The organism is Pseudomonas sp. S4_EA_1b (assembly GCF_016307435.1).
Lineage (GTDB): Bacteria > Pseudomonadota > Gammaproteobacteria > Pseudomonadales > Pseudomonadaceae > Aquipseudomonas > Aquipseudomonas rhodesiae.
The window spans coordinates 1-1,139 of the sequence record NZ_JAEILC010000167.1 but is presented as its reverse complement, the minus strand read 5'-3'; the positions used below and the strand labels follow the sequence as shown (position 1 = coordinate 1,139).

Genomic DNA, 1,139 nt, shown 5'->3' with positions numbered 1-1,139 from the left:
ACCCGCTCGATACGCCCGAGCACGTCGCGGAAAATTCGCAGGCGGTTGTCATACGCATCGCTGATCGCCGTCAGCACACCGTCGCGAAAGTGGTAGAACCGCGATGCCTGGGCCAGCACCAGCTCATCCGGCGAAGCGCCCAGATAGATCGCTGCTTCGGCCAGGCTATTGGTGATTGCCGGTCGCGCAACGGTGGGCATTGGAAACGAGATAGAGCGATTTTCATGGTCGGTCCAGACCACCGAATCGCCTGAAACCAGCAGCCGCTGCGCCAGCCCATGGCTCCAGCCAACCCCTAGCCCTACATCGACTTCCACCGCACTGGTGCGATACAGGCGCGTCCACTCGAACGGCAAAAGCCCATCCAGAACACCATCAGTCAGGGTCAGCAATTCCTCGCCGGTGACCATCGACACGGGGCAGCCGTTAGTGACGGTTTTATCCGCAGAAGCCGCCGCATCGCCGTTCGGGTTTTTCCCCGAAACGGGCACGTCATCCACAGGCTCCTGCCGCACCAACACCGTTCGCTGAGCCTTGCGACGAACCGCCGGCACCGCGTTCGTAACCACCTGCTCCCCAGCCTGCAACGGCGCAACCGGGACTGTCTTGATCGGCGTCGCCGCGCTGCCCAGCAGCAATGGCCTGGCCTCTGCGACATGGGGTTCCAGCCTGGGTCCCTTGAGGTGCTTGGCGAGCAACGCCAACAACGCTCGCGCCCGCGCGGATTTGATGCTGCTGAGCGTCTGAGCACCCAGGCGCAGTGCCACGCCCATGCCTGCTGTGGCCCAGATCAGCAGCAGATTGATCAGCACTTCCCCGGTCAGTTCGCCAACCAGTTCGTACATCTCGGGCGGCGGTAGCAGGCGCATCCAACTGACCATGGCTGCCAAGTAAATGAACAGCAGCGGCTCATCGCTGAGCACCAGCAAACCCTGGGCAATCGCGTCGCTGCCGAGTGCCAGCAGCGCATCGAGTTCGGCCTGGGAGATGTAGGCCAAGAGCTTTTCGCTGTGGGCCTTGAGGTCCGATAGCAGCTCATACAACTGCGTGACGTTGTCCCACAGGTTGTACAGCGCCTTGGCCAAACCACTTGAAAACGCCATGCCCTGCATGGCGCTACGCTCAAGCGCGGTGGCGTG

At 62.3% G+C, this 1,139-nt stretch carries 1 protein-coding gene; it reads right to left on the bottom strand.

Features of this window, described 5'->3' with window-relative positions; translation table 11 throughout:
- Positions 1-1,139: DUF6531 domain-containing protein (locus YA0848_RS36870; RefSeq protein WP_232925251.1), on the bottom strand; the 1,139-nt coding region annotated here is incomplete at both ends.